Origin of the sequence: Sphingomonas sp. IC-56 (assembly GCF_021043375.1) — a bacterium.
Lineage (GTDB): Bacteria > Pseudomonadota > Alphaproteobacteria > Sphingomonadales > Sphingomonadaceae > Sphingomonas.
The window spans coordinates 49,477-71,919 of sequence record NZ_JAJNDV010000004.1 but is presented as its reverse complement, the minus strand read 5'-3'; the positions used below and the strand labels follow the sequence as shown (position 1 = coordinate 71,919).

Here is a 22,443-nt window from a genome sequence, read left to right as displayed (position 1 = left end):
CGCCAACAGTGGGACGCATGATGATTCACCATCCTTCGGCAAAGGCGGCGGTCGCGTGATCCAAGCCCTGGCCTTTTACCTCTTCGCGATCGTGGTGTGCCTGTCCGGCGCCCTCACGATCCTGTCGCGCAACCCGGTGCATAGCGTGCTGTGGCTGATCCTGGCGTTCTTCAATGCCGCCGGGCTGATGGTGCTCGCGGGCGCCGAGTTCATCGCGATGCTGCTGGTCATCGTGTATGTCGGCGCGGTCGCGGTGCTGTTCCTGTTCGTGGTCATGATGCTCGACATCGACTTCGCCGAACTGCGCTCGGGCGTGATGAAGTACGCGGCCGTCGGGCTTGCGCTCGCCGTCGCGCTGGTGGCCGAGATCATCATCGCCATCGGCGCCTGGAGCGCCGGCGGGCTCGAAATGAGCCGCCGCGCAGCGCCGATCGCGTCGGACGTGCCGAACATCGAGGCGATCGGACGGCTGCTCTACACGCGCTATCTGTTCATCTTCGAGGGCGCCGGCCTGGTGCTGCTCGTCGCGATGATCGGTGCGATCGTGCTGACCTACCGCCAGCGCAGCGATGTGCGGCCGCAGAATGTCAGCCACCAGATCAACCGCCGCTCGAAGGATGCGACCCGCAACATGAACCCGGGCGTGGGTGAGGGGATGCAGCTGTGATCGGTGTCACCCATTATCTCGTCGTCTCGGCGATCCTGTTCACTTTGGGGGTGCTCGGCATCTTCATGAACCGGAAGAACCTGATCGTCATCCTGATGGCGATCGAGCTCATCCTGCTGGCCGTGAACCTGAACCTCGTCGCCTTCTCGGCGGCGCTCGGGGATCTGGTCGGCCAGGTATTCGCCATGTTCGTGCTGACCGTCGCTGCCGGTGAGGCGGCGATCGGTCTGGCAATCCTCGTCATCTATTTCCGCGGTCGTGGCACGATCTCGGTCGACGACGTCAATCGGATGAAGGGCTGATGTCGTCCATTCTCGCAATCGTCTTCCTGCCGCTGATCGCCTCGATCATCGGTGGTTTCTCGAACAAGTCGTTCGGCACGGCTTTCCCCAAGATCGTGACGACCGGCGCGCTGTTCGTCGCCTGCGCGCTGTCTTGGCCGATCTTCATCGGGTTCCTGAGCGGCACCTCCGAAGCCACGGTCGTGCCGGTGCTGCACTGGCTGACATCCGGCACGATGAGCTTCGCCTGGGAGTTGCGCGTCGACGCGCTCACCGCCGTGATGCTCGTGGTGGTGACCAGCGTCTCGGCGCTCGTCCACCTCTATAGCTGGGGCTATATGAGCGAGGACCCGGATCAGCCGCGCTTCTTCGCCTATCTGTCGCTGTTCACCTTCGCGATGCTGATGCTCGTGACCGCGAACAACCTGGTGCAGATGTTCTTCGGCTGGGAAGGCGTCGGTCTCGCCTCCTACCTGCTGATCGGCTTCTGGTTCCGTAAGCCGAGCGCGCAGGCTGCCGCGATCAAGGCGTTCGTCGTCAACCGCGTTGGCGACCTTGGCTTCATGCTCGGCATCTTCGGCATCTTCCTGGTGTTCGGCACGGTCTCGATCCCCGAGATCCTGGCGGCCGCGCCCAACATGGCCAGCTCGACCATCGGCTTCCTTGGTATGCGCGTCGATACGATCACCGTGCTCTGCCTGCTGCTGTTCGTCGGCGCGATGGGCAAGTCGGCACAGCTTGGCCTGCACACCTGGTTGCCCGACGCGATGGAAGGCCCGACGCCGGTGTCGGCGCTGATCCACGCCGCGACCATGGTGACCGCGGGCGTGTTCATGGTTTGCCGCATGTCGCCGCTGTTCGAGATGAGCTCGGTGGCGATGGGCGTGGTGACCTTTGTCGGCGCCGCAACCTGCCTGTTCGCGGCGACCGTCGGCACGACCCAGACCGACATCAAGCGCGTGATCGCCTATTCGACCTGTTCGCAGCTCGGCTACATGTTCTTCGCAGCCGGCGTCGGCGCGTACGGCGCGGCGATGTTCCACCTGTTCACCCACGCCTTCTTCAAGGCGCTGCTGTTCCTGGGTGCCGGCTCGGTGATCCATGCGATGCACCATGAGCAGGACATGCGCTTCTATGGCGGCCTGCGTAAGCACATCCCGGTGACCTTCTGGACGATGATGGCGGGCACGCTCGCAATCACCGGCGTCGGCATCCCCGGCATCTTCGGCTTCGACGCGATCGGCTTTGCCGGTTTCCACTCGAAGGATGCGATCATCGAAGCCAGCTGGGCGGCCGGCGTGCCGAGCGCCTTCTGGGTCGGCGTGTTCGTGGCGCTGCTGACCAGCTTCTATTCGTGGCGGGTCGTGTTCCTGACCTTCTATGGCAAGCCGCGTTGGGCAGGCTCCGAGCATATCCAGCACGCGGTGCACGATGCGCATGGCCACGGTCATGACAGCCATGACACGCACGGCCATGGCAGCGAGCATGCCAATGCCCCGGCGCAGGAGGACTCCGGTCACCACACGCCGAGCACCACCCATGCGTTGCACGATCACGCGCCTGAGGGCACGGCGGGCTATCACCCGCATGAGAGCCCGATCGTGATGCTGATCCCGCTGCTGGTGCTGACGGTTGGCGCGATCGCTGCAGGTTTCGTCTTCCACGGCTTCTTCATCGAGGCTGAAGAAGGTGCCGCCTTCTGGAAGGGCTCGCTGTTCTTCAACGAGCATCTGATGCACGCGATGCATGAAGTGCCCATGGGCGTGAAGCTGTCGGCAACCATCGCCATGCTGCTCGGCCTCGGCATTTCCTGGTACACCTATGTGGTCAAGCCGGGCCTCGCGAGCGCGATCGCGGAGCACATCCGTCCGCTCTACACCTTCCTGCTCAACAAGTGGTATTTCGACGAACTCTACAACTTCCTGTTCGTCCGGCCTGCATTCGCTATCGGCCGGCTGCTCTGGAAGGCGGGTGACGAAAAGACCATCGACCGCTTCGGCCCCAACGGGCTCGCCAATGTCGTCCGCGTGGGCGCCGTCGGTGCGGTGAAGCTGCAATCGGGATATCTCTATACTTATGCGTTCATCATGCTGATCGGCCTCACCGCGGCGCTGACCTGGGTGATCGCAGGATGAGCGGTTTCCCGATCCTCTCCGTCATGCTCGCGGTCCCTGCGATCGCGGCGATCGCCTGCCTCTTCGCTGGCGACAAGGGTGCCCGCTGGATCGCGCTTGCCGCGACCCTGATCGACCTGGCGCTAGGTGCGCTGCTCTGGTCGAACTTCCAGATGGGCGCCGGTGCGCCGCAATGGCAGTTCGTCGAGCACGTCCCGCTGTTCGACATGGGCACCGCCCAGTTCGCCTGGGCGCTCGGCATCGACGGCTATGCGCTGATGCTGATCGTGCTCTCGGTCTTCCTGATGCCGATCTGCATCGGGGCAAGCTGGGAAGCGATCCAGAAGCGCGTGCCGGAGTACATGTCGGCATTCCTGCTGACTGAGGTGCTGATGATCGGCACCTTCGCCGCGCAGGACCTGTTCCTGTTCTACATCTTCTTCGAAGGTGGCCTGATCCCGATGTTCCTGATCATCGGCATCTGGGGCGGACAGAACCGCATCTACGCGTCGTACAAGTTCTTCCTGTACACGCTGCTCGGCTCGCTGCTGATGCTCATCGCGATGATCGCGATGGTGCTGATGACCGGCACCACCTCGATCCCGGCGCTGATGGCGCATGACTTCCCGCCACAGATGCAGACCTGGCTATGGCTGGCCTTCTTCGCCTCGTTCGCTGTCAAGATGCCGATGTGGCCGGTCCACACCTGGCTTCCCGACGCGCACGTGCAGGCGCCGACCGCAGGCTCGGTGATCCTGGCGGGCGTGCTGCTGAAGCTCGGCGGCTATGGCTTCTTGCGCTTCTCGCTGCCGATGTTCCCCGAAGCCTCGGCGCAGCTGATGTGGCTGGTGTTCGCGCTTTCCTGCGTCGCGGTGGTCTACACCTCGCTCGTCGCACTGGTGCAGAGCGACATGAAGAAGCTGATCGCCTATTCGTCGGTGGCGCACATGGCGATCGTGACCATGGGCCTGTTCGCCTTCAACCCGCAGGGGATCGAAGGCGCGATGATGGTGATGCTCGGCCACGGCCTGGTGTCGGGCGCGCTGTTCCTGTGCGTGGGCGTCATCTATGACCGGCTGCACACCCGTGAGATCAACCGCTATGGTGGCCTCGCGATCAACATGCCGCGCTACGCCGTGCTGTTCCTGCTGTTCACCATGGCCTCGATCGGCCTGCCGGGCACCAGCAACTTCGTGGGCGAGTTCCTCGGCCTCGCTGGCGTCTATCAGGTCTCGACCATCACCGCGCTGATCGGCACGACCGGCATCATCCTGGGTGCCGCGTACATGCTGTACCTGTTCCGCCGCGTGGTGTGGGGTGACCTGACCAAGGACGACGTGAAGGCCATGCCGGACCTGTCAGCGCGCGAAATCGCGCTGCTCGCGCCCGTTGCCGCAGCGGTGCTGTGGATGGGCGTCTATCCGGAAAGCTTCCTGGCGCCGATGCGCGCCGACACCGCCCGTCTGGTCGCGCGTCTTGAGCGTGCCGCCCCGGCTGGTGACTCCAAACCGACCCCGGGCCACCCGGCAGCGCCTGCACACGGCGAAGCCCATGGTGCTGCTCCCGCGCATGGGGGTGCGCACTGATGGATTACTCGTTGCAACTGCTGATGACTCTGCCCGAGCTGGTGCTGGCGGCAGGCTCGATCGTGTTGATGCTCCTCGCCGCATGGGGCGGGAACCAGTCGACCAGGCTGGTCAGCTTCGCGGCGGTCGCCGTGCTGGTCGGCGCGGGCATCGCGCTGATGGGCCCGGCATCCTCCGGCGGCGAGGCGTTTGACGGCCTGTACCGGGCCGACATGTTCGCTGCCTTTTGCAAGGTACTGATCTACGTCGCCGCCGGCGTCTCGATCCTCATCGCGCCGCGCTTCTTCCAGCGCACCTCGGGCGACGATCTGCGTCCCGAATATCCGGTGCTGATCCTGCTGGCGACGGCAGGCATGGGCATGATGGTTTCCGCCGGCGACATGCTGACGCTTTATGTCGGCCTCGAACTGCTCAGCCTCGCCAGCTATGTGCTCGCCAGCTTCATGCGCCGCGACGCGCGCTCGGCCGAAGCCGGTCTGAAGTATTTTGTGCTGGGCGCGCTCGCCTCGGGCATCCTGCTTTACGGCATCAGCCTGGTGTACGGCTTCTCGGGCACCACCATGTTCGACGGCATCGCCTCGGCGTACACCGGCGGTGAGCGCTCGATGGGCCTGCTGTTTGGCCTGGTGTTCATCTTCGCGGGTCTTGCCTTCAAGATGAGCGCCGTGCCGTTCCACATGTGGACTCCGGACGTGTACGAAGGCGCACCCACGCCCGTGACGGCGTTCTTCGCCTCGGCACCCAAGGTTGCCGCGGTCGCACTCGCTGTCCGTGTCGCAATTGAGGCCATGGGCCCCGCGCTCCACGACTGGCGTCAGATCGTGATCTTCGCCTCGCTCGCATCGATCATCCTCGGCGCCGTGGCGGCAATCGGCCAGACCAACGTCAAGCGCCTGCTCGCCTATTCGTCGATCAACAATGTCGGCTTCGCGCTGATCGGCCTTGCCGCAGGCACGGCTGAGGGTGTGTCGGGTGTGCTGACCTACCTCGCGATCTATGTCGTCATGACCATCGGCAGCTTCCTGGTGGTGCTGCAGATGCGCGGCCCCGATGGTGAGCCGATCGAGGATATCGCCAGCCTGGCCGGCATGTCGCGTACGCGCCCCGGCCTCGCCGCGGCGCTGGCGATCTTCATGTTCAGCCTCGCCGGGATCCCGCCGCTGCTCGGCTTCTTTGCCAAGCTTGCGGTGTTCATGGCGGCGGTGCAAGCTGGCCTGATCGTCTTCGCGGTGGTCGGCGCTGCCGCCTCCACGATCGGCGCCTATTATTACCTGCGCATCGTCAAGACGATGTACTTCGACGAGCCGGCACCTGCCTTCCACGGCAAGCCCGGCATGGTCGAGGGCGGGCTGATCGCGCTGACCGCGGCGGTGATCTCCCCGCTCGGCTGGCCGCTGCTGCTGCCGCTCGGCGCATGGACGATGCTGGCGGCGAAGGCGCTCTTCTGACCGCAACCGTTCGGACTGTCGCGCAGACGGGTTCTACCAACGCAGACCTCGCCGAGCTGGCCCGTGGCGGCGCCGGCGAGGGCCTGTGGCTCCGCGCTGAGCGCCAGACGGCAGGCAAGGGCCGGCAGGGTAGGGCATGGGTCTCTCCCGCCGGCAATCTCTACGCCAGCACGCTGGTCCGCCTGCGCCCCAGTGATCCGTCGCCCGCAACCCTGGCGCTGGTCGCGGCTGTGGCGCTGGAGGAAACCGTCGCGGTGTTCGGCGTCCACGCGACGCTCAAATGGCCCAACGACCTGTTGGTCGACGGCGCCAAGCTTTCCGGCATCCTGCTCGAGCGTGTCGAGGATGCCGTGATCATCGGCTTCGGCGTCAACCTGGCCGAAGCCCCCGACGGGCTCGATCGCGCCGCGACCAGCCTGACCGCCCATGGCGTAACGCCCGACCCGCAACTCTTCGCCGAGACTTTGGCGGAAAGCTTCGAGCGCTGGCTGGCCCGCTGGCGTGGCGAGGGACTGGCCACAGTGCGCGACCGCTGGATCGCCCGCGCGCACCCTCTCGGCACTGCGCTCACCGCCCGCCTTGCGGACGGATCGTCGCTGGACGGGCTGTTCGATGGCCTGGATGCCGGCGGTGCGCTCATGCTGCGCTTGGCGGACGGCTCTGTGCGTGTCATTCACGCAGCCGACGTCTTCCTGCTCTAGGGGCTTTTCGAATGCTGCTCGCCATTGATGCCGGTAACACCAATGTCGTGTTCGCGCTCGTGCAGGACCGCGAGATCCGCGCCCGCTGGCGCATCGCCACCGATCCGCGCCGCACCGCCGATGAATATGCCGTGTGGCTCAGCCAGCTGCTCCAGCTCGAAGGCTATGACCGCAGCGACGTGACCGGCGTGATCATCGCCACCGTGGTCCCCCGCGCGCTCCACAACCTTCAGGTGCTGGCGAGCAAATACTTCAAGACCGAAGCGGTGATCGCGGGGCAGGGGAGCGCCCAGTGGGGCTTCGCCCTCGATGTCGACGAGCCCGCCAATCTCGGCGCCGACCGCGCGCTCAACGTCATCGCCGGCCACGCCCTGCACGAAGGCGACCTGCTCCTCATCGATTTCGGCACCGCCACCACCTTCGACGTGGTCGACTATCAGGGCGCCTATAAGGGCGGCATCATCGCGCCGGGCATCAACCTGTCGCTCGACGCGCTGGTCACCGCGGCTGCCAAGCTGCCGCGTATCGCCATCTCCGCGCCCGAGGGCACCAGCGTCGTCGGCCGCAACACCGTCGATCAGATGCATATCGGCATTTATTGGGGCTATGTCGCGATGATCGAGGGGCTGGTCGCGCGCCTCAAGGCCGAAGTCGGCCGCCCGTCCAAGGTCATCGCTACTGGCGGCCTGGCGGTGCTATTCGAGAAGCACACCGATGTTTTCGACGCGATCGAACCCGATCTCACCATTCAGGGCCTCGCCATGCTATGGCAGCGCAGCACCCAGCCAGCCACGCAGGACAGTTGAAGATTGCACCCGTCATCCCCACCAGAGTGAGGATGGCTTTTTCACGCCGGACAACGGGTTCCGGCACTGCTCCCGCCAAGCAGCGGCAGCGAACAACGTTAGGAACAGAGTGACTCCCGGAAACGAACTTCTCTTCGTCGCGCTCGGTGGATCGGGCGAAATCGGCATGAACGTCAATCTCTACGGCACCCAGGGCAAGTGGCTCATGGTGGACTGCGGGGTGACTTTCGGCGACGCCAACTACCCCGGCATCGACATCATCCTGCCCGACCTCCAGTTCATCGAGGAGCGCCTGGACGACCTGGTCGGCATCGTCCTGACGCATGGCCATGAAGATCATATCGGCGCGCTGCCCTACCTCGCCGCCGATCTCGGCGTCCCGATCTACGCCACCCCCTTCACTGCCGGCCTGGTGCGCGGCAAGCTGGAGGAAGAGGGCGTCCTCGACCGCGTCGAACTCAAGATGATGAACGAGGAAGGCCCATTCCGCGTCGGCCCGTTCACCGTCACCTTCACGCCGCTCGCTCACTCGATTCCCGAAGGCAATGCGCTGCTGATCGAGACTGCGCAGGGCAACATCTTCCACACCGGCGATTGGAAGCTCGACGACGCCCCCGCGCTCGGCGGCGCCTCCACGGCAGCCGAACTCACTGCGATCGGCGACAAGGGCGTACTCGCGCTGGTGTGCGATTCGACCAACGTGTTCCAGGACGAAGCCTCGGGCTCCGAAGCCGATGTCCGCAAGGGGCTGGACGAGGTAATCGGCGCCGCCAAGGGCCGCGTGCTCGTCACCACCTTCGCCTCCAACGCCGCGCGCCTGCACACGCTGGGCGAAGTCGCGCGCGACACCGGGCGCAAGCTGTGCGTCGCCGGCCGCTCGCTTGACCGCATCCTCCGCGTCGCCAAGGCGACCGGCTATCTCCGCGACTTCCCCGAAACCGTCGATTTCGACACCGCCATGACGCTCCCGCCTTCGGAAGTGCTGATGGTCGGCACCGGCGGCCAGGGTGAGGCCCGCGCGGCGCTCGCCCGCATTGCGGAGGGCAATCACCAGCTGAAACTCAGCGAAGGCGACACCGTCATCTTCTCCTCCCGGCAGATTCCGGGCAACGAAGTCGCCATCGGCAAGATCATGAACACGCTGGCGTCCAAGGGCGTGCGGCTGATCACCGACCGCCAGGCTTATGTGCACGTGTCGGGCCATCCCGGCCGCCCCGAGCTCGCCGAAATGTACCGCTGGATCCGACCGCAGATCCTGATGCCGGTGCATGGCGAGGCGCGCCACCTGATCGAACATGCCCGCTACGCGCTCAGCCAGGGCGTGCCGCAGGTCGCCAAGCAGACCAATGGCGAAGTCTGGCGCCTCGCGCCCAACGGCCCGCAGCGCATCGGCTTCGCGCCCACCGGGCGGCTGGTGATCGACGGCGACGTCATCCTGCCGGCCGACGGCACCACCATCAACGAACGCCGCCGCCTCGCGCTCTACGGCCAGCTCTCGGTCGCAGTCGCGATCCGCAAGGGCCAGCTGATGGGCGAGCCCCAGGTCCGCGTGCAGGGCGTGCCGGTCGAAGAAGACCGCGATGAGTTCCTCGAGGAGGCCTCCGCCGCCGCAGCCGAAGCCGTGCGCAAGGCCGGCCGCGACCGCGACAAGCTGCGCGAGAGCGTCCGCCTCGCCGTCCGCCGCGCCGCAACCCGCTTCACCGGCAAGAAGCCGGTGGTGGACGTGCTCATCCTGGAGGTCTGACGATGCGGTGGCAGTCGGCGCTGGCCATCTACTTCCTGTTCTGGTCGTTCTCCGTGTTCCTGGTGCTGCCGTTCGGGGTCCGAACGGCGCACGAGGCCGGCGCCGACCTGATCCCTGGCCAGGCCGAAAGCGCCCCGCACGAATTCCGCCCCGGCAGGATCGCCTTGTGGACCACCCTGGTCGCAACGATCCTGTTCGTGCTGTACTACCTGAATTACAGCAATGGCTGGCTGACCATCGACATGCTCGATTGGACGAAGCCGGGCAGCTAACCGAGCTCCCGTTCCAAGTACGCCGCGCAGCCATAAGAGGCGCACCCAAGTTCCCCGGCGAAGGCCGGGGCCCAGCTGCAATGCAGTATCAGCAGCGCCCAGCGCCTCCGCCACACCTTGGCAACTGAGCCCCGGCCTCCGACGGGGAACGGCGCACCCATTGATCCTCCCCTGTAAGGGGAGGTGGCGCGCGCAGCGCGACGGAGGGGTATCACCGCCAGGATCGACAGCCCGGCCTCAGACCCGGACACCCCTCCGTCAGCCCTGACGGGCTGCCACCTCCCCTTGCAGGGGAGGATCGAATCCCCACCCAACCAGTACCCCGGCGAAGGCCGGGGCCCAGCTGCAATGCCGTAGCAGCAGCGCTCAGCGCCCCCGAGAAACCTTGGCAGCTAGGCCCCGGCGTCCGCCGGGGAACGGCGCACCGATTGATCCTCCCCTGTAAGGGGAGGTGGCGCGCGCAGCGCGACGGAGGGGTATCACCGCCTCGATCGACAGCCCGGCCTCAGACCGGAATACTGCTCCTTCAGCCCTTACGGCTGCCAACGTCCCCCTAGGGGGAGATGGAGTCGACTCCGGTTCCCCGGCGAAGGCCGGGGCCAAGCTGCAATGCAGTATCCGCTGCGCCCAGCGCCTCCAAGAAACCTTGGCAGCCAGGCTCCGGCGTTCGCCGGGGAACGGCGCCACGCAAAGGCCAAATTCAGAAAACCCCCACCCTCAGGTCCGCAGCCGCTCGATCGCCTGTGCCAGCGCCACGTACAGCTTGCCCATGTCCGACGACAGCAGCGTCACGCCCAGCGGCGACCCGTCGCGTAGCGCCAGGATGTGCCGCAGCATCGCCTCGAAATCATGGATGTAGCGGTTGACGTTGTCGCGGAAAGCATCGTCATCGTCGTACAACCGGGCGATCTCGCGCGTTTCCGACGGATCGAGCAGCCGCGACGCACGCCGCGTGAACACACCGCGATCGCCCTTCAGATAGGCTGCCCAGGCGCTGTCCGCGACATCTGCCGAAAACGCCTTGGTGATGTCGATCGAGGCTGAATTGAGCGACTCGATCAACAGCGACACGCGCCGGGTAAAGCCTTCGCTGTCCGATTCTTCCTGCTGCGCGCGGGCGGCTTCGACGCGGCGCTCGACCTCGGCGGTGGCGGTGCCCAGCGCCTTCATCTGCTCGCCCAGCTGTTCGGATGCACGCGCCGCAGCGGCCACCGCCGCTTCGGTCGTCTCGGCCAGCCCGGCGATCTCGCGCCGGACCGTGTCGTTGACCGTGCGCTTCAGCGCCGCGCCAGCCGCGTCTTCCAGAGCGCGCGTCGCCTCGGGCACGATGGTAGCGAAGGCTTCGCGTGAGCGCTCCACCGCCGCGTTGGCGGTTTCGCGGACGCGCAGCAGCGCTTCGACCAATTCGGGTGCGGCAGTCTCGGCAAAGCGGCGGGTGGCGGCGCTGGTGTCTTCCACCACTGCGCCCACGGCGGCGGCGCGGTTGCCGCCGGTTTCCAGTGTCTCGATCAGCGACGCCTGGGCGCGGGCAAGCGCGTCGCGCTGCTCCACGACCATTGCCGCGATCCGCTCGACCTGGTGCTGCGTCGCTTCGGCCGAGCCGACCAGCGCCAGCAACTCCGGCTGGGTTCCCCCGATCGCCTGCCGCGTGGCGGCAATGCGGGCGTCCAGCCGCGCCAACGCTTGCGGCAGCGTCTCGTCGATCTCACGTGCCGACGCGTCCAGCGCGGTCAGCAGCTCGTCCGAAGTCGCAATGACCGTCCGCGCCAGATGGTCGCCGGTGCGCAGTTCATCCGACACGGTGACAAGGATGCGGTGCACCTTGTCCAGCGAGCCCGCGAGCGCACCGGCCTTTTCCATGCCCGAAGCATGGGTGGCGTCCAGCGCACGCTCCACGCGCTCGGTGCCGGCGCTCAGCCCGACGAACAACAGGTCGCCGCGCGCCTGTTCCTCGGCAAGCCGCACGCTGACGCGTCCGATCGTCTCCTCGATCTCCGCCATTCGCTCGCCCAGCGCTGCGGCGCTGTCGCGTCCGGCGCGATCCAGTGCGGCCTGGTTGGCGCTCAGCATCGCAAGGATCGCCTCGCCCTGCGCGGCGATCCCCTTGCGCGCCTCGTCCACTGCATTGGCGGTGCGCTCGAGCACGCCGTCCACTGCGGTCGATGTCTGCTCGGCCACCTTCTCCAGCCGCGCGCCCGCGGCTTCGCTCATCGCTTCCATGCGCGCGATATGCGCCGACAGCCGCTCGGCCGCGCCGCCGGCAACCTGGTTGGCCTCGCGCCCGCGCTCACCCAGGGCGCTCAACTGCGCGTCGAGCGAGGCGGCGTGCTGGCTGGCGAGCATTCCGGCCTGGTCGACCCGGCCGCTCAGCCCCTGCATTTCCTCATGCACCTTGGGCAGCAGCGTCAGGAGAATCTCGAAACGCCGCTCGGCCATGGTCATGGTGTCGCCCAGCAGGCGCGTGCTGTTGTCGATACGCTGCGACTGTTGCGCGACACTGTCGGTCGCCGCTTCCAGCTTGGCGGCGGCATTGTCGCCCAGCGCCATCAGGACGGTGGTCTGTTCGGCCAGCGCGCTGCGGTTGTCGGAGATCTTCTGCGACAGGCCGGCGACGACGCGCTCCAGGCTCGCGGCCTCGGCACGCATCGCCTGCGCGGTGCTGCCGAAACGCCGTGCCTCAGCCCGGCTGGTGCGCAGCGCGAGCAGGTACAGGATGCCGATCAGGGCAGGGGGCACGCACAGGGCAGCAATGAACTGCACCAGCGCCGCCGGCGAAAGACCGGTCAGGGAAGGGAGGCTCCACCACAGCATGCCGCCGACCCAGGCAAGCGTCGCCACCACGGCCACCACCGCAAGCGCCCTGCCGGCGCCACGCGGCGCGGGTTCCGCGTCGTCCTCTGCATGGAACACGGTTTCGTGATCCTGCTCCACAGCCATGGGCTGGAGCATTTCCTCGTTCGCCGAGCCAACAGGCTCCAGCGAGGTGACGGCCGGTTGTCCCCCAATCATGCGCCTCTTTTACCACAAAAGCGGGGGCGACCAACACCGCAGAAACCAGCGATTAACCCTGAGCGGGTAGTTCGTCGCAAATGGCCTATGATCCGGGTGCAATCGACGCGACCTTGGCGGCAGCGGTGGGCGACGAGCCTGCGCTGATCGCCGAGCTTCGCGAATCCTTCCTTGAAAGCGTGAAGCGCTGCCTGCGCGGCATGAAAGCCGCGGAGAGCCCCGACGAATGGGCCGGGTTCGCGCTGCGGTTGAAGGGGCTTTCGGCCAGCTTCGGCGCGGTGCGGCTGATGGCGCTCGCGTCGGAAGCCGCGGCGGGGCAGGCGCATGACAGCGCGGTGCTGCGCCGGCTCCACCGCGCGGTGGAGCGGCTTTAAGCGCTTAGCGCTTGCGGCTGAGTTCGCGCATCGCCTCGTCCAGCCCATCGAGCGTGAGCGGATACATGCGCTCGCCCATTAGCTGCCGAACGATCTGCACCGACTGCGTATAGTTCCAGTGCGCCTGCGGCAGCACGTTAAGCCAGGCCGCGGCAGGGTAGGTGTCGAGCAGGCGCTTGAGCCACACTGCGCCCGCCTCGTCGTTCATATGCTCGACCGATCCGCCGGCATGGGTGAGTTCATAGGGGCTCATCGACGCGTCGCCGACGAAGATCAGCTTATAATCGGGTCCGAACTTGTGCAGCACGTCCCAGGTGGGGGTGCGCTCGGTCGAGCGGCGGCGATTGTCCTTCCACACGCCTTCATAGACGCAGTTGTGGAAGTAGAAGAATTCCAGGTGCTTGAACTCGGCCGTGGCGGCGGAGAACAGCTCCTCGCACAGCCGGATATGCGGGTCCATCGACCCGCCAATGTCGAGAAACAGCAGCAATTTGACGGCATTGTGCCGCTCCGGGCGCATGCGGACGTCCAGCCAGCCCTGGCGCGCGGTGCCCGCGATCGTGCCGTCGATGTCCAGTTCGTCCGCCGCGCCCTCGCGCGCAAAGCGGCGCAGGCGGCGCAGCGCTACCTTGATGTTGCGAGTGCCCAGCTCGCGGCTGCTATCCAGGTTGCGGAATTCTCTGCTTTCCCAGACCTTTACCGCACGCTTGTGCCGGCTCTCCCCGCCGATCCGCACGCCCTCGGAGTTATACCCGCCATTCCCAAAAGGTGAGGTCCCTCCGGTTCCGATCCACTTGTTCCCACCTTCATGCCGACCCTCCTGCTCAGCAAGACGCTGTTTCAGCGTCGACAAGATAGTGTCCAAGTCGCCAAGCCCCTGGATCTTCGCCATTTCCTCAGGCGAGAGATATTTCTCCATCACCGCACGAAGCCACGCGTCCGGAATGTCGCCGCCAAGCGCCGCTTCCCCCACGACACCGCGGAATACCTGCGCGAAAACCCGGTCGAACTGGTCGATCAGCCCCTCGTCCTTCACATAGGTCGCGCGGGCGAGATAATAGAATGCCTCCGGCGTCCGCTCGGTCACTTCGCGATCCAGCGCTTCCAGTAGCACCAGATGCTCCTTCAGCCCTGCCGGAATGCCGGCACTGCGCAGCGCGTCGAGAAAGGAAAGGAACATGACCCTACCCTAGGGCGGGCGCGGGCCTACCGCCAGAGCCGCTCAGCGGGCATAGGCGTCGATCAGCGATCCGACATAATCAGGGTTGCGGCTGGTAAGCTGCACGGAGGGGCGGGCGGCACGCACCGCCGGCGGCGCACCCCGGTCGGGCGTGCCGTAGATGAAGCCCTTCACCGGGTACACCGATCCGCCAAGACCCTCCATGTCGCGGTACCAGACCTTCACCTGGCTCCAGTCGCCCTCGGGCGAGACGTCGAACAGTGTCACGTCCTGTTCGGCATGCCCGCGCACGCCATCCACACGCGACCAGTTGGCATGGGTGAGCATCAGCACGCGATCTTCGACGATGCGGCTGACCACGGCGACATGGCCGAGGCGAAGCTTGTCGCTTTTCGGAAAGACCACCACGGAGCCGACCTTCGGCACCGAGCCGCGGGCGTAGCGCCCCTTGGCCTGGTCCCACCAGGTCCAGGCATCGCCGTAAATCTGTATTCCAGAGGCAGCGCGTGCGAACGGCACGCATTCCCCGACATAGTCGAGCAGCGAATCGGCTTGCGCGGCAGGCGAACACGCCATCGCGGCAAGCACGGCAAGTGCAGATCCCAAGATACGCATATGGGCACCGGTTACAGGGCACCCCCCCGCACCACCGGGTATAAGGATCAGGTTAAAATCTGGTTAACCCTGTTGATCCAGGTCAAGCGCAGTCCGCGTCACTTGCTCCCTCGCCGCGATATGAAGGCCAGCCGCTCGAACAGCATGATGTCCTGTTCGTTCTTGAGCAGCGCACCGTGAAGAGGCGGGATGGCCGTGCCCGTGTCGCGCGATTGGAGGACCTCCAGCGGCATGTCCTCATGCAGGAGCAGCTTGAGCCAGTCGAGCAGCTCGCTGGTCGAAGGCTTCTTCTTCAGCCCCGGCACGTCGCGAATCTCGTAGAAGATGTCCATCGCGCGGCTGACCAGCAGCTTCTGGATGCCGGGAAAGTGCACGTCGACGATCGTCTGCATCGTTTCGCGCTCGGGGAACTTGATATAGTGGAAGAAGCAGCGGCGCAGGAATGCGTCGGGCAGATCCTTCTCGTTGTTGGAGGTGATGACCACGATTGGCCGCTCGGCGGCGGCGACGTCCTCGCCGGTTTCATAGACGTGGAACGACATGCGGTCGAGTTCCTGGAGCAGGTCGTTCGGGAACTCGATGTCGGCCTTGTCGATCTCGTCGATCAGCAGGACCGGGAGCTTGGGCGCGGTGAACGCCTCCCACAGCTTGCCCTTGCGGATATAGTTGCCGATGTCGTGGACGCGCGGATCGCCCAACTGCCCATCGCGCAGCCGCGCCACCGCGTCATATTCGTACAGGCCCTGCTGTGCCTTGGTCGTGGACTTGACGTTCCACTCGATCAGCGGCGCGTCCACGGCCTGCGCGATCTCATAAGCGAGGACGGTCTTGCCGGTGCCGGGCTCGCCCTTGACGAGCAGCGGGCGGCGGAGGGTAACGGCCGCATTGACGGCGACCTTCAGGTCCTCCGTCGCGACATAGCTTTGGGTGCCTTCGAAACGCATAAGGCTGGATAGGGGGCGATGCCGGCTGCTGGCAAGCAGGTCAGGCGCGCTCGCGTGCGCTCCCGCGCGCCTCGAGCAGATCCCACAGCCCGCGATGCTGGGCAAAGACCTGCTGCGCGCCGAACAGCATCGCCCGCTCCATCGCGCCTTGTCGAGCAAGCGCGTCTACGACGCTTACGGTCTCCTCCGGAAGCGGAAGCTCCAGGCGAGGGATGTCGAGGCCAAGCCGCCCTGCCGCGATGTTGAGGAACTGCCGGATGGTGGCCCAGTCGATCGCCAGCGCCAGCGCGGCGCCGGTCGCACAGCCCGCGCGGTCGGAGCGGGAAAGCATGTCGAGCGCGTGCCGCTGCGCATGCGCGACGGCCTCGGAGCGGTCGTGCCCAGGCGTGCTCGGCAGCGGCCCGGCCGCGGCCACGATCCTGGCGAGAAAGCCGCGCTCTCCCGCAAATGCCTCCGCTGCCGCCTCCAGCCATTCGCGTTCCAGCGAGTCGCGCGCGCCGTTGCGCGCATGGTCGATCACCCCAGGATGCCGGCCATGGAGCAGGCAGATATAATGGGCGGCGTCCGCGAGATCGCGCAGCGGCTGGTCACCGGCTGCCATGCGCCGAAGATAGAAGTGGTTGGCGCTGCCGTCGGAGGCAACGAGCGACCCCATGGCACCCCAACTACTGCCCAGGCGTGCGATTTGTGCGGAGTCAAACGGCATAGGCCCCCAAAATACTCGAAACTCGCGGGCCCAAAGGGCGCGCCAATCTTGTGCAACTCAGGAATAGGCCGAAGCGCGTAAAAAGGAGGTTTACGCGAGCATTTACTTTGTGTTTTTCGGGTGCCCCGCTGCGGGACCGGTCCAAAAACAAGACGCCCCGGAAGTGTATTCCGAGGCGTCGAAGATAAACATTCTAGCTGTTCTTACTGGTCAAGGAAGCTGCGCATTTTACGCGACCGCGACGGGTGCTTCAGCTTGCGCAAAGCCTTGGCCTCGATCTGGCGAATACGTTCGCGCGTCACCGAGAATTGCTGCCCGACTTCTTCCAGCGTGTGATCGGTGTTCATGCCGATGCCGAAGCGCATGCGCAGCACGCGCTCTTCACGCGGGGTCAGCGAAGCAAGAACCCGCGTCACCGTTTCCTTGAGGTTCGCCTGGATCGCGGCGTCCACCGGGATCACTGCGTTTTTGTCCTCGATGAAGTCACCCAGATGGCTGTCTTCCTCATCGCCGATCGGCGTTTCGAGGGAGATCGGCTCCTTGGCGATCTTCATCACCTTGCGCACCTTTTCGAGCGGCATGCTCAGGCGCTCCGCCATTTCCTCGGGCGTGGGCTCGCGGCCCTGCTCGTGAAGGAACTGACGGCTGGTGCGGACCAGCTTGTTGATCGTCTCGATCATGTGGACCGGAATGCGGATCGTCCGCGCCTGATCGGCGATCGAGCGGGTGATCGCCTGGCGGATCCACCAGGTCGCGTAGGTCGAGAACTTGTAGCCGCGGCGATATTCGAACTTATCCACCGCCTTCATCAGGCCGATATTGCCCTCCTGGATCAGATCCAGGAACTGCAGGCCGCGATTGGTGTACTTCTTGGCAATCGAGATCACGAGGCGAAGATTGGCCTCGACCATCTCCTTCTTCGCGATACGTGCCTCGCGCTCGCCCTTCTGCACCATGTTAACGATGCGGCGGAACTCGGCCAGCGCCATGCCGGTCGCCTGGCTGATCTCGCTGATCTCGATGCGGATGCGGTCGACAGCAGGCGCTTCGTTCTCGGCGAACGCCTTCCACTTCTTGTCCAGCGTCGACACCGTGGCGATGAAGTTCTCGTCCAGCTCATGATCTACATAGCGGTCGAGAAAGTCCTTGCGGTTCACCTTGTGGCGCTCGGCAAGGCGCAGCATCTGGCCGCCCAGCGCAGTCAAACGCCGGTTGAAGCTGTAGAGCTGGTCGACAAGATACTCGATCTTGGCATTGTGGAACTGGACGCTCTCGACCTCGGCGGTGAGTTCCTCGCGCAGCTTATGATAGCTGCGCTCCTGTGCCGCTGCCAGTTCGCCGCCTGCCGCCATGGCTTCAAGCCGCTGCTGCTGGAGCTTGGAGAACTTCTTGTAGATCGCCGTGATGTTGGCAAACTTCTCAAGCGCCTGCGGCTTGAGCGTTTCTTCCATCTGCGCCAGGCTGAGGGTGTTGTCTTCCTCTTCGTCGTCCGAAGGCCGCGGCGTGCGGCGCTCGGTCATCGAGTCCTCGTCTTCGTCCTCGGCGACTTCCTCGGGCTCTTCCTCTTCCTTGAAGGAAGGACCCGCCGTCTTTTCGGTGATCTCACCGTCGCCTTCGCCTTCACCCTCTTCGGACAAGGCGTCGGCACCCGGATCCTTGGACAGCATGGCGTCGAGATCCAGGATCTCGCGCAGCTGCATCGTGCCTTCGTTAAGGGCGTTGGACCAACCGATGATCGCGTTGAAGGTGATGGGCGACTCGCACAGGCCCAGGATCATCGTGTCCCGGCCGGCCTCGATGCGCTTGGCGATGGCGATCTCGCCCTCGCGGCTGAGCAGCTCGACGGCACCCATCTCGCGCAGGTACATGCGCACCGGATCGTCGGTGCGGTCGACCGTTTCCTTCTTCTTGGCGATCTCGAAGGCGGGCTCATCGTCCTTGCCTTCGGCCGACTCCGCCTCGTCGGGCGTGTCGTCCTCGGGCTCGGCGTCCTCGCCGGCTTCCTCGTTCTCGACCACGTTCACGCCCATGTCGTTGAGCGCGGCCATGACGTCCTCGATCTGCTCGGAGGACATCTGATCCTGGGGCAGCATCTCGTTCAGCTGGTCGACGGTGATGTAGCCACGCTTCTTGGCGCGCGCGACCAGCTTCTTGATCGAACCCTCGTTCAGGTCGATCAGCGGCGCGTCACCCGCCTCGTTCGTCTCGGTGACGTCCGCCATGTTCGCCTTGGCCATTAAATCCCTCGGAATTCTAATGGCGGCAATTATACGCCGCCCTAATCATCGAAATCGTCTTCGTCCGCAAGCCTCAGGTTCGCGAGGCGCTCAAGAAGCTCCTGGCGCCTCCGCGAAAGCGCCACCTGGCGGGAAAAGGCCTCCTCCGACCCGTCCCTCGACAATGAAGCGGTTGCCTCGGCAAGCGCCGCGTCTACCGCCGGCTGCTCCACCATCACCGCTATCGCCTCGTTCAAATCGTCACGCGCCCGTTCCGCATCGACCGGGTTGGACCGGCAGAAGGTGAATGGCAGCGTGTCGGCTCGAAGAAGGTCACTCGCAACCTGATCAAATCCAGACCGCGCCAATATGGTGAGGACTTTACCTTGATCAAGCTGTCTGTCCTCAAGCGCGACATCGATCACCGCTTCGAACAGCTTGCCGAGCGCGCCCGAGGCCGTGCGTAGCGATCCAAGCACTTCCATGTGCCGGGCAATCTCCACGGGGTGGCGGATCAATCCGCAGAGGACCGCGCGGGCGAGTGCGGGGTCTAGCCCTTCAGAGCCGAGGGTCCGGGCCTTGGTCGACGGCGGCGCCTCAGGCGGCTGCCAGATGCCACGCGCGTTGCGGGTGCCCCGGCCAGCGCGCGCCCCGCCAGCCTGGCGCTGGCGCGGCTGGAAGTCGCGCGGGCCGCGGTCGAAATGCTTGTCGATCCGCTCGCGGAACTCGGCCTTGTATTCCGATTTCACGCTGGGGTCGGCGACTGTCTCGGCAAGCGCGGTCAGCCGTTGCTTGAGCCCAGCGCGTTGCTCGGGCGTACCGAGCGGTTCGGCGGCCACTTCGCTTTGCCACAGCAGGTCTGAAAGGGGCTGCGGCTTTGCCAGCAGCGCCTCGAACGCGTCAGCGCCCTTGGTCCGCACCAGATCGTCGGGGTCGAGCCCGTCACTCAGCGGCACAAAGGCGAGGCTGCGCCCCGGCTGAAGCAAGGGGAGGGCACGATGCGCAGCGCGCAATGCAGCCTTCTGCCCCGCCGAGTCGCCATCGAAACAAAGCAGCGGCACCTCGGTCATCCGCCACAGCCGCTCCATCTGGTGCTCGGTCATCGCGGTGCCGAGCGGGGCGACGGCTTCGTCGAACCCGGCCTGGGCGAGCGCGATCACGTCCATATAGCCCTCGACCGCGATGATTCGCCCGGTCTTGCGCGCGGCGGCCTGGGCACGGTCGAGATTGTAGAGCGTGCGCCCCTTGTCGAAGAGCGGAGTTTCGGGCGAGTTCAGGTATTTGGGTTCGCCATCACCGATGATGCGCCCGCCGAACGCGATCACCCGCCCGCGCGCGTCGCGGATCGGGATCATCAGCCGCCCGCGGAACCGGTCATACGGTTCCTTGCCCTCCACATCGATCAGCAGCCCGGCCTCGACCAGCATCGCGTCGCCATAGCTGGCGAGCGCCTGGCGCAGCTTGCCGCGCGAATCCGGCGCGAACCCCATGCCGAACGCGCGGGCGGTCTCCTCCGAGATGCCGCGGCGCTTGAGCAGCGCTCGTGCTTCGGCTCCCTCAATCCCGCCCAATCGCTCGGTGAACCATGCCGCAGCATCCGCCATCGTCTCGTGCAGCCCCTTGGCCCGCTCGGCCTTCTGCGCCGCCCGCCGATCCTGCTCGGGCATGTCGAGCCCTGCGGCCTGCGCCAGTTCCTTCACTGCATCTATAAAGGGCAGCCCCTGCTGCTCGGTCATCCACCGGATCGCATCGCCATGCGCCGAGCAGCCGAAGCAGTGATAAAAGCCCTTGTCGTCGTTGACGTAGAAGCTGGGCGTCTTCTCGTTGTGGAACGGGCAGCAGGCGCGGAACTCCCGCCCGGCGCGCTGCAGCTTCACGGTCTTAGCAATCAGCCCGGACAGCAGCGTCCGGGCACGCAATTCGTCGAGAAAGGCGGGGGTAAGGCTCACCTCAGCTCAACGCCGCCTTCACCAGTCCCGACGCCTTGCTCATGTCCAGGCTCGCGGCATGGCGCGCCTTCAGCTCCGCCATCACGCGGCCCATGTCCTTCATGCCCGAAGCGCCAAGCTCGGTCTTGATCGCCTCGATCGCGGCGGTGGTCTCCTCTGCGCTCATCTGCGCGGGCAGGAAGCGCTCGATCACCGCGACTTCGGCGGCTTCGGCGTCGGCAAGCTCCTGGCGGCCGCCCTGGGTGTACATCTCGATCGACTCGCGGCGCTGTTTCACCATCTTTTGCAGCACTTCGACCACCAGCGCGTCGTCGTCGGCCGGCGCCCCGCCGGTGCGCGCTTCGATGTCGCGGTTCTTGATCGCGCTCTGGATCAGGCTGATCGCCCCGCGCGTCGGCTTGTCGCCCGCCTTCATCGCCGCGATCTGGGCAGCCTTGATATCGTCTCGGATCATGTCGAACTCTCGTGAAATTGGGTCGTGAATCGGGGAATGTGTCCCTGTTAGACCCGCGAACCGGTTGACGCGAGGGGGCAGGGGGTCTAGCCGCCGCGACTTAGCGACATCGCTGCAACCTGAATGGAGAGCCACCCCTCAATGGCCGAAGCCAAACCCTTGTCTGCGCCTCCCGGAGCCACCGGCGTATTGGTACTGGCCTCTGGCGACGTGGTCTGGGGCCGAGGATTCGGAGCCGAGGGCCAGGCGGTCGGCGAAGTGTGCTTCCACACCGCCATGACCGGCTATCAGGAGATCATGACCGACCCGAGCTTTGCCGGTCAGATCATCAACTTCACTTTTCCGCACATCGGCAATGTCGGCGCCAACCCCGACGATGTCGAGGCCGACGAGCCCCATGCGCTCGGCATGATCGTGCGCGAGGATGTGACCGAGCCGTCGAACTTCCGCTCCACCGAGCATCTCGACGCCTGGATGGCCAAGCACGCCCGCATCGGCCTGTCGGGCATCGACACCCGCGCGCTCACCCGCCGCATTCGCACCGGCGGCGCGCCCAACGGCGTGATCGCGCACGCCAAGGATGGCCAGTTCGACATTCCCGCGCTGCTCCAGATGGCCAAGGAATGGCCGGGGCTTGAGGGCATGGACCTCGCCATCTCGGTCACTGCCGAGACGCATTATGGCTGGGAAGGCGGCGTGTGGCGCCTCGGCTTCGGCTATGACGCCGCCGGCGAGCAGGCCGCGCAGGGCAAGCCGCACGTCGTCGCGATCGACTATGGCTCGAAGCACAATATCTTCCGCAACCTGGCCCGCGCCGGCGCCCGCGTAACGGTGCTGCCCGCGCAAGCCACCTTCGAACAGGCGATGAGCTTCGCCCCCGACGGTTTCTTCCTCTCCAACGGCCCCGGCGACCCCGCTGCGACCGCCGGCTACGCCGTGGCGGTGATCCAGCAGATGCTGGAAAGCGGCAAACCGTTGTTCGGCATCTGCCTTGGCCACCAGCTGATGGCGCTGGCCGTAGGCGCCAGGACCTCGAAGATGTTCCAGGGCCATCGTGGCGCCAACCACCCCGTCAAGCGGCTGAGCGACGGCGCGGTCGAGATCACCAGCATGAACCACGGCTTCTCGGTGCTGAGCGAGACGCTGCCGGCGAATGCGCGCGAGACGCATGTGTCGCTGTTCGACGGGTCGAATGCAGGCTTCGAACTGACCGACCGCCCGGCGTTCGCGGTGCAGTACCACCCCGAGGCAAGCCCGGGACCGCAGGACAGCCTGTACCTGTTCGAGCGCTTTGTGGGAATGCTGCGGCAGTGAGCCCTGGGGCTCGGCCTACAATCGCGTCGGAGCGCTTTCGCGCGCACTCTCATCTGAACGTTG

Annotated in this window: 19 protein-coding genes; 11 read left to right on the top strand and 8 right to left on the bottom strand. The window is 65.7% G+C overall.

Going from position 1 to position 22,443, the window contains the following annotated elements; all coding sequences use genetic code 11:
- Positions 1–55 precede the first annotated feature (55 nt).
- The 9 genes from LQ953_RS06965 (at position 56) to LQ953_RS06925 (ending at position 9,619) form a co-directional block, all read left to right on the top strand.
- Complete coding sequence (locus tag LQ953_RS06965; RefSeq protein WP_231030007.1) at positions 56–667, top strand: NADH-quinone oxidoreductase subunit J; 612 nt, start codon at positions 56–58, stop codon at positions 665–667.
- Positions 664–969, top strand: coding sequence for an NADH-quinone oxidoreductase subunit NuoK (gene nuoK / locus LQ953_RS06960; RefSeq protein WP_184083463.1), 306 nt, complete (start codon positions 664–666; stop codon positions 967–969). Before LQ953_RS06965 ends, nuoK begins: the two co-directional genes overlap by 4 nt.
- Positions 969–3,083 (top strand): NADH-quinone oxidoreductase subunit L, encoded by a 2,115-nt coding sequence (gene nuoL / locus LQ953_RS06955; RefSeq protein WP_231030006.1) that lies wholly within the window; start codon positions 969–971, stop codon positions 3,081–3,083. The genes nuoK and nuoL overlap by 1 nt, the downstream gene beginning before the upstream one ends.
- Positions 3,080–4,648 (top strand): NADH-quinone oxidoreductase subunit M, encoded by a 1,569-nt coding sequence (locus tag LQ953_RS06950; RefSeq protein WP_231030005.1) that lies wholly within the window; start codon positions 3,080–3,082, stop codon positions 4,646–4,648. Before nuoL ends, LQ953_RS06950 begins: the two co-directional genes overlap by 4 nt.
- Positions 4,648–6,096 (top strand): NADH-quinone oxidoreductase subunit NuoN, encoded by a 1,449-nt coding sequence (nuoN, locus tag LQ953_RS06945; RefSeq protein WP_231030004.1) that lies wholly within the window; start codon positions 4,648–4,650, stop codon positions 6,094–6,096. The genes LQ953_RS06950 and nuoN overlap by 1 nt, the downstream gene beginning before the upstream one ends.
- Entirely contained in the window at positions 6,063–6,797 is a 735-nt protein-coding gene (locus LQ953_RS06940; RefSeq protein ID WP_231030003.1) for a biotin--[acetyl-CoA-carboxylase] ligase, read from the top strand. The genes nuoN and LQ953_RS06940 overlap by 34 nt, the downstream gene beginning before the upstream one ends.
- A gap of 11 nt (positions 6,798–6,808) precedes the next feature.
- Positions 6,809–7,603 carry a type III pantothenate kinase gene (locus LQ953_RS06935; RefSeq protein WP_231030002.1) on the top strand — a complete coding sequence of 265 codons (795 nt, stop codon included), beginning with the start codon at positions 6,809–6,811 and terminating at the stop codon, positions 7,601–7,603.
- Positions 7,604–7,769: 166 nt separating this feature from the next.
- Positions 7,770–9,347: a ribonuclease J gene (locus LQ953_RS06930; RefSeq protein ID WP_231030219.1), complete on the top strand. Its 1,578-nt coding sequence runs from the start codon at positions 7,770–7,772 to the stop codon at positions 9,345–9,347.
- A 2-nt stretch (positions 9,348–9,349) separates the two neighbouring features.
- The gene (locus LQ953_RS06925; protein ID WP_231030001.1) at positions 9,350–9,619 is read left to right on the top strand and encodes a DUF1467 family protein; all 270 of its coding nucleotides are present in this window, start codon (positions 9,350–9,352) and stop codon (positions 9,617–9,619) included.
- Between the two features lie 717 nt (positions 9,620–10,336).
- On the opposite strand, the gene LQ953_RS06920 is transcribed toward LQ953_RS06925, so the two are convergent.
- Positions 10,337–12,628 carry a hypothetical protein gene (locus LQ953_RS06920; protein ID WP_231030000.1) on the bottom strand — a complete coding sequence of 764 codons (2,292 nt, stop codon included), beginning with the start codon at positions 12,626–12,628 and terminating at the stop codon, positions 10,337–10,339.
- 80 nt (positions 12,629–12,708) lie between these two features.
- On the opposite strand from LQ953_RS06920, the gene LQ953_RS06915 reads away from it, so the two are divergent.
- Entirely contained in the window at positions 12,709–13,002 is a 294-nt protein-coding gene (locus LQ953_RS06915; protein WP_231029999.1) for an Hpt domain-containing protein, read from the top strand.
- A gap of 4 nt (positions 13,003–13,006) precedes the next feature.
- Here LQ953_RS06915 and LQ953_RS06910 read toward each other — a convergent pair whose 3' ends face one another.
- From LQ953_RS06910 to LQ953_RS06880, 7 genes are all read right to left on the bottom strand, one after another.
- Entirely contained in the window at positions 13,007–14,182 is a 1,176-nt protein-coding gene (locus LQ953_RS06910; protein WP_231029998.1) for a vWA domain-containing protein, read from the bottom strand.
- 42 nt (positions 14,183–14,224) lie between these two features.
- On the bottom strand, positions 14,225–14,797 hold the full coding sequence (locus tag LQ953_RS06905; protein WP_443026552.1) for a CHAP domain-containing protein: 573 nt from the start codon (positions 14,795–14,797) through the stop codon (positions 14,225–14,227).
- Positions 14,798–14,895: 98 nt separating this feature from the next.
- On the bottom strand, positions 14,896–15,741 hold the full coding sequence (locus tag LQ953_RS06900; RefSeq protein ID WP_231029997.1) for an AAA family ATPase: 846 nt from the start codon (positions 15,739–15,741) through the stop codon (positions 14,896–14,898).
- 40 nt (positions 15,742–15,781) lie between these two features.
- Positions 15,782–16,396: a DUF6975 family protein gene (locus LQ953_RS06895; RefSeq protein WP_231029996.1), complete on the bottom strand. Its 615-nt coding sequence runs from the start codon at positions 16,394–16,396 to the stop codon at positions 15,782–15,784.
- A gap of 254 nt (positions 16,397–16,650) precedes the next feature.
- Positions 16,651–18,684, bottom strand: a complete 2,034-nt coding sequence (gene rpoD / locus LQ953_RS06890; RefSeq protein WP_231029995.1) for an RNA polymerase sigma factor RpoD — start codon at positions 18,682–18,684, stop codon at positions 16,651–16,653.
- 41 nt (positions 18,685–18,725) lie between these two features.
- The gene (gene dnaG / locus LQ953_RS06885; protein WP_231029994.1) at positions 18,726–20,612 is read right to left on the bottom strand and encodes a DNA primase; all 1,887 of its coding nucleotides are present in this window, start codon (positions 20,610–20,612) and stop codon (positions 18,726–18,728) included.
- 1 nt (position 20,613) lies between these two features.
- The gene (locus LQ953_RS06880; RefSeq protein WP_231029993.1) at positions 20,614–21,066 is read right to left on the bottom strand and encodes a GatB/YqeY domain-containing protein; all 453 of its coding nucleotides are present in this window, start codon (positions 21,064–21,066) and stop codon (positions 20,614–20,616) included.
- Positions 21,067–21,207: 141 nt separating this feature from the next.
- On the opposite strand from LQ953_RS06880, the gene carA reads away from it, so the two are divergent.
- Positions 21,208–22,380 carry a glutamine-hydrolyzing carbamoyl-phosphate synthase small subunit gene (gene carA / locus LQ953_RS06875; protein ID WP_231029992.1) on the top strand — a complete coding sequence of 391 codons (1,173 nt, stop codon included), beginning with the start codon at positions 21,208–21,210 and terminating at the stop codon, positions 22,378–22,380.
- The last annotated feature ends 63 nt before the right edge of the window (positions 22,381–22,443 follow it).